The organism is Mycobacterium sp. (assembly GCF_049802695.1).
Lineage (GTDB): Bacteria > Actinomycetota > Actinomycetes > Mycobacteriales > Mycobacteriaceae > Mycobacterium.
Genome location: NZ_JBARMY010000268.1, coordinates 1 through 6,501, shown reverse-complemented (window position 1 = coordinate 6,501; position 6,501 = coordinate 1). Strand labels below are relative to the sequence as shown.

4 protein-coding genes and 1 pseudogene are annotated in these 6,501 nt (G+C 63.3%); 1 reads left to right on the top strand and 4 read right to left on the bottom strand.

The window, feature by feature from the left end; all coding sequences use genetic code 11:
• Positions 1 to 585: 585 nt before the first annotated feature.
• Positions 586 to 1,887, top strand: coding sequence for a serine/threonine protein kinase (locus WA317_RS10995; RefSeq protein ID WP_425173057.1), 1,302 nt, complete (start codon positions 586 to 588; stop codon positions 1,885 to 1,887).
• Between the two features lie 150 nt (positions 1,888 to 2,037).
• Here the strand turns inward: WA317_RS10995 and WA317_RS10990 are convergent, their stop codons facing one another.
• The 4 genes and pseudogenes from WA317_RS10990 to WA317_RS10975 form a co-directional block, all read right to left on the bottom strand.
• Positions 2,038 to 5,124, bottom strand: a complete 3,087-nt coding sequence (locus WA317_RS10990; RefSeq protein ID WP_425173056.1) for a replicative DNA helicase — start codon at positions 5,122 to 5,124, stop codon at positions 2,038 to 2,040.
• A gap of 484 nt (positions 5,125 to 5,608) precedes the next feature.
• Positions 5,609 to 6,067 (bottom strand): 50S ribosomal protein L9, encoded by a 459-nt coding sequence (rplI, locus tag WA317_RS10985; protein ID WP_425173055.1) that lies wholly within the window; start codon positions 6,065 to 6,067, stop codon positions 5,609 to 5,611.
• Between the two features lie 23 nt (positions 6,068 to 6,090).
• The gene (gene rpsR, locus WA317_RS10980; protein ID WP_425173054.1) at positions 6,091 to 6,345 is read right to left on the bottom strand and encodes a 30S ribosomal protein S18; all 255 of its coding nucleotides are present in this window, start codon (positions 6,343 to 6,345) and stop codon (positions 6,091 to 6,093) included.
• A 63-nt stretch (positions 6,346 to 6,408) separates the two neighbouring features.
• Positions 6,409 to 6,501 (bottom strand): annotated as a pseudogene (locus WA317_RS10975) (single-stranded DNA-binding protein); the annotation flags it as partial.

Here is a 6,501-nt window from a genome sequence, read left to right as displayed (position 1 = left end):
CGTCGCCGCGCGGTCCGGTGGCCGGAAGATCTTCGGCCTGGCAACGTTGAATGTCCGCTTCCGCTGACCTGGCGGTCTCGGTGACGATGGCGGTCGACGACGACGAAGGAGAACGACTTCCGCCGACTACTGTCGAGACGCGGTAAAGATCGGGAGGCCCGTCGCCTCCTCGGCCATACCCTGCCCGCCATTCTGGACGAACTCCATTCGGGTGCAGTGGTTCTTCGCCGTGGTGATCGTCCGCTGGTTGCGCACGCCGATCTCAAGCGCGCGTCTTCCAGACGTGTTCCCTCACAAGAACTTCTGCCTGCGAGATCCGACAAGTAGTGGTTCGAGCGAGGCGACTCTTCTAGCCGAGTTGACCACGGCGCCGACTGGCCGCCGGGCTGGCAAGCATCGCAGGTGAACGCGCTGAAGCCGACTACCGCTGATGGCTCGAGCTGCGGCTGCTCTAGTGGTGCAGGCCGCGCGCTGACCCGCGGATCCGTACACCACCGCCACCGATAACCCGACTATGTCGGCTGAGCTGCCCCGGTGTCTCTGCGCAGAGAAAGTTCGGGAATAAGCTCTTACTACTGTGGTCTCATGCGACATCCACCACCATGGAGTGAGCGGTGGGTCCCAGAGCGGACCGGCGGTGACGCGCAGCATTTCCGTGGCGGTCAAGGCGTGTCGTTCACTGCCAGGGCCAGGGACGGCTCCGGACCTCGCGTGCTCATCAAAACGCTGCGGCCTGACCGCGTGCGGAACCTACAAGCTCGCAGACGATTTAAACGCGAAGTAAGCGCTTACGAGACGCTCGCCGGTCTCGGTCCGCCGCGGATCTTGGACCACAACGCCAGCACGTGGGAGGACCGTCGAACGCCGATGTATATGGCAACGGAATTCGTCGCCGGCATTGTTCTGCAGGGTTATGTCGAAGCGGGAAACGCCGTTGACTTCGAAACAGGGTTAGCGTGCGTCAGAGAACTCGCGGCTGTGTTAAACCGCTGCCACGCAAACGATGTCACCCACCGGGATCTCAAGCCGTCCAACGTTGTCCTTCGAGACAGCGACATCACCAGGCCGGTACTAGTGGACTTCGGCCTCTCGTTCAACAACGCCGACGAAGACGACCCGCTGACCCGATTGAACGAAGAAGTCGGAAACAGATTCCTTCGCCTGCCTGAGCACCGCAGCGGTGGAAGAGCCCCCGCAAGCGATGTCACGCAACTGGCAGGCATCTTCTTCTACGTCGTCACGGGCCGCGAGCCGCTCGTTCTCAGAGACGAGTACGACCTGATGCCCCACCGGCGGCCCGAAGCACGTGGCGTGTTCGAAGTCCTTATCGATTCTCGCCGTCGGCTAAGGTTGCTGACCGTACTTGACACCGCTTTCGCGACGGACCTATCGCGGCGGTACGCCACAGCGCCGGATCTCATTTCGGCATTGGAGAACGCCATGCTCAGTGACCAACAGGGTCCCGGAGACCTCGATGACCTCCTCGCCCAAGTGGATGACGTCCTCATCAATCAGGGGGTATCCGCTTCGAGCGAACGCCGCGAATCCCTCACTGCGTTTCTGAACTCAATAAGCAGGATCGCCACCGACTTTGCGCAAGCGCGCAAGCTGCACATGTCAACCGCATCTTCAACGCCGGGGGCGACTTCCGGCGAGGAATGGCAAGAGCGGCGGGCGGCGGTTATAGCACCCGGTAGCAGGGCCACAACCTTCCCGGTGTACCGGATCGAGCGCCGCGGGCCCGACGATTACGTCCTGCTCCTTGATGGGAATGAAGTATGGCGGGGCGAATCTGCCACCGACGCTCCGTTCACATCCGCTGTACAGACCGCGCTGGCTCGGCAGTTCCTGGCCGACCATGCCAGCCCTCCTGCTACCGAGACCTGACCGCTCAGCACTTCAAAGCGAATCCGAGGAGTGCCGAGCAGCAGCGCTTCCGCCGAGCCCCTTTTCTCACATTCATGTCCAATTGGACACCGAGTGGAATTTCATTTGAGAATTGGACACGCAGTTTGAGAGAGACAAGAGAACCTACACTCAGTGCGCCATGTTGGCGAACCGCGACAGGTGCAGCTGATGCGCCACGGTCACCGTCTTGGTCGGGCCGTTACGGTGTTTGGCCAGAATGAGATCCGCCTCGCCGCCGCGCGGGTCGTCACGCTCGAACGCATCCGGCCGGTTCAACAAGATGACCATGTCGGCATCTTGTTCCAAAGAATTATGCGCAGTGATACCGCTTGCGACGAAATTGTGTGTGCCGTCCACAGTTCCGTCATAAACATCCTGCTCGCCTAAGCTCGTGATCTCAACGATTGTGTCCCAGAAGACGTTATTCGTCGCCAGCGCGTGAAGGCCTCGATCCTCGAGCAGCACCGCCACTTCGTGCAAGCGCGGGCGCCCTGGCGCAAACCTTCGGGTGGCACCGGCAAAGCTTGACATCATCGACCGCGAGAGCTCACTGTGCGTGATTCCCTTCGAGGACAGGGCTTCCCCGATCTTCGCCCAAACCTCCTTAGGTATGGTGTCGCTACCCGGACGGCCCTGTCGTGTGTCCAGTAGAGCGAGGACCTCCGCAGCCGAACGACCCCTTGCGCCGTAGACTCCGATATTGCAGAGGAACTGCTTCTGGTTCTCAGCGCGGTCAATGCAAAGATGCCAACAATCGCGATAGCCCATTTTGCGTGCTCGCTTGATGCGGCTGCATACACCGATACGAAGCAGTAGCTGCGCAACATCCTCTACCAGTCGGCGACTGGTGGACGCGTAGTATATTTTCGCTTGACCAGCCACATGCTCCCACCGCACCGAACCGTCGGTAGCCCACAAGTGCCTCAGAAACAGCGCCACTTGGTCGTTCGGCGACGCGAAAATAGCTTCCGGAACAAACTTTTCGTGACTGCGCTTCCCGAACAGCCCCAAGCCGTCTAACCATGCCGCGATCGGGTTGCCTCGACCGCGCGCCAGCCGCTCTGGCGAGGGCAACCGCAGGGTGGTCACCCGTGCAGCCGGATACTCGTCTCGCACGGCCGTCACACCGAAATTCGCAGCCGAGACTGTGACCGCAACTAGGTTTGCCTCGTCGACCGACGCGTACCGGATCGGTTGCTTCTTCACGCACGACCCGTCGCCGATCATGTGGGCGAGCAGGATCACTTCCGAGTCATCCATCCGCTGGGTGCGGACAGGCTCGGGCACTCGGCGGGGCGTCGCGATTCGGTCGCCAACGTTCAGTTGTCCCAACGGAGTCCAACCATCAAGCTGCAAGAAGGGATGGTTGCTGGTGGCCTCGACCTCGCGTCCGGACGCAAGTCGAAGCTTAAACACCTCCTTGCGGCCGCTCGGGAACACGTTGGTCATCGGCCGGGCCACCATGCGCAGCTTGTCGTCCAAGGACCACACCAGGGGTCGCTCGCCGCTTTGGATGAGCTCGCCGAACGTCACCTCAGCGCCGTTGTCCGCGCAGAGAATTCGTGTCGCCGCCGTCATGCACCCCGACTCGCGCAGGTCGGACAACATCGGCTTCTTGTCGGTGCGCTGCTCGGGACCACGGTTGAGCTGGCTGATCGCGATGACCGGAACCGCGAGCTCTTTGGCCAACAGCTTGAGATGACGCGAGAATTCGGACACCTCGACCTGCCGCGACTCATGCCGCTTGCCTGACGTCATCAGCTGTAGATAGTCGACAACAACCAGCTTCAGGTCCGCTTTTTGCCGCAGCCGGCGTGCTTTGGCGCGGACCTCCATCATCGTCAGGTTCGGCGAGTCGTCGATATACAGGGGCGCCTCGCTGATTTCGCTCATCCGCCGCGCCAGCCGGGTCCAGTCGTCGTCACTCATCCGCCCCGAACGCATATCGGCCAATTTGATTTTCGCCTCGGCCGACAGCAGCCGCATCACGATCTCAGACTTGCTCATCTCCAGCGAGAAGATCACGCTGGCCATCCGGTGCTTGATCGAGCACGACCGCATGAAATCCAGACCCAGCGTGGAATTGTGCGTCGGCACCATACCCCGCCCGGCCAGATACAGATGCGCAGGGTTGTCGACCTCGACGCAACGCACTGGAACGCTACCCACCCGGCGCACCGCGTCGATCTGCAGAACCGGCGCCATCAATGTCGCGGCGCCCTGCCGCCCGGCATACCGCCCGATCGACCCGGCGGCAGCGATAGTGTCCAGGCCGCGACGTAATTCGGCGGTGGTGCGCACACCGTATCCGGTCGGCCATTGGTGTAGCGCGTCGGCGACGATCACCGTGCCGTCGGAGAACTCCACTTCGTAGCAGGGCCGGCCCAGCATCACTTCGGTTGCCGCCACCACCTGAGTGGGCTGCCCGTCAGCGCCGAGCAACTCGTCACCGACGCCGACATCACCCATTGTCGTCCAGCCGGCCGGCGCCGGCAGCGGAGTGTCCAGCGCCAGCGCCTTGCCCACACCGGGGCGGGCCGCCACGATGATCATCTGCCCGGGATGCAGGCCGTTGGTCACCTCGTCGAGCTCGGTGAAGCCCGTCGGCACACCGCGGGCCAGCCCACCGTTGGAGGCGATCGCGTCGATCTCGTCCATCGTCGGCTGCAGCAAATCTTCCAGCGGCACGAAATCCTCTGACAGCCGCCGGTCGGTCACCTCGTAGATCTCGGCCTGCGCGCGGTCGACCACCTCGGCGACGTCGGAGCCGTCCGCGCCGGCATAGCCGTACTGCACCACCCGGGTACCGGCCTCGACCAGCCGGCGCAGCAGCGCCTTCTCCGCGACGATTCCCGCGTAGTAGCCGGCGTTCGCCGCCGTCGGCACTGTCGAGATCAGCGTGTGCAGATACGGCGCACCGCCGATCCGGCGCAGCAGACCGCGACGGTCGAGCTCGGCCGCGACGGTCACCGCGTCGGCCGGCTCACCTCGCCCGTATAGGTCCAGGATGGCGTCGTAAACGTTCTGATGCGCCGGGCGGTAGAAGTCCCCGGGCCGCAGCCGTTCCAAGACGTCAGCGATGGCGTCCTTGCTCAGTAGCATTCCGCCCAGGGCCGACTGCTCTGCCGCAAGGTCTTGCGGCGGCTGACGGCCGAGGTCCTCACTAGGTGACACCGAATCAACACCTGGATATCCGAGGTCATCGACGACTGCCAATGCAGATCTCACCTCCTCCGGCAACGCTCGAACGCACATTCGATGTCGGTTTCTCCGACTGTAAATGACGGCCCCGACATTCCCCCGCAATAGACCGCGTGGGGCCGTGACGGGTCGACGGTAAGCGTTGCTGGCGCGGACTCCAAGACCCGTTGTTGGCGGACCTGTGGATCGGATGTGCATAGCCGGGAGCACCATGTTGAGTCGGGTGTGGACAACCTGTGGAGGAAGGTGCGGCGTCACACCATCGGCGCAGGCTAACGGCCCAGAACAGTGCCGATGCCGTGTGGATGACAATCTCTCCGGCGTGTCTCGCGAGGTTGCCGCGTCGGGCGTGTTGTGTTTCAGCGGCTTATGCGAGGCGTTAACGCACAGTTACGTTCACTGGCCGACGGGCACCGAAAAAAGTTCGCCAGCGTGTTGCCAGCGACACGCCGCAGGGAACCCGCAAAAGGTCTCGCCCGGGGTGCGCGTGTGCTACGGGTCAGGCGTCTGCGATGACGTCGACCGAGAATTCCACGTCGACGTCGGGGTGCAGGTGCACCGACACTGGGTGGCTGCCGACTGCTTTGATGTGCGCCTTGGGCAGCCGAACAGTGCGCTTGTCGAGGTTGGGTCCGCCCGCTTTCTTGATCGCGGCGACGACGTCGCCGGCGGTCACCGAGCCGAACAGCTTGCCCGAATCGCCGGCGGCCTTCACCGGAAGCGGCACCGCACCCAGCCCCTCGATAGCCGCCTTGAGCTCCTTGGCGTGGTCGAGGTTGCGGACCTGCTTGGATTCGCGGGCGCGGCGGATATCGTCGACCTGCTTCTGGGCGCCGCGCGAGGCGACGATCGCCAGCCCCCGCGGCAGCAGGAAATTGCGTCCGTAGCCGTCTTTGACTTCCACGGTGTCGCCGATGGCACCGAGGTGGTTGACGTCGGCGGTCAGGATCAGCTTCATCGTCTGTCGATTCCGTTCTGGTTCTAGCGCGCGGAGGAGGTGAAGGGCAGCAACGCCACCTCGCGAGCGTTCTTGACCGCAAGGGCGATGTCACGCTGGTGCTGTACACAGTTGCCGGTGACGCGGCGCGCCCGGATCTTGCCGCGCTCACTGATGTAAGTGCGCAGCAAAGCGGTGTCCTTGTAGTCGATCGCTTGGCCTTTCTTCGCGCAGAACACGCACTTGCGTGTCTTGACCGGCTTCTCCGGAGCCGGGCGCCGCTTGTTGGACTTAGCCATGGTCTGTCTCTTTCGTCTGATCGGATGTCGTGTCAGCGGATGCCGGGCACCCGCGAGTCGTCTCTAGAAGGGGGGTTCGTCGTCACCGCCGCCGAACGAGCCCGAAGCCGGGGCGCTGCCCCACGGGTCGTCACCGCTTCCGCCGGCGGCCTGGGC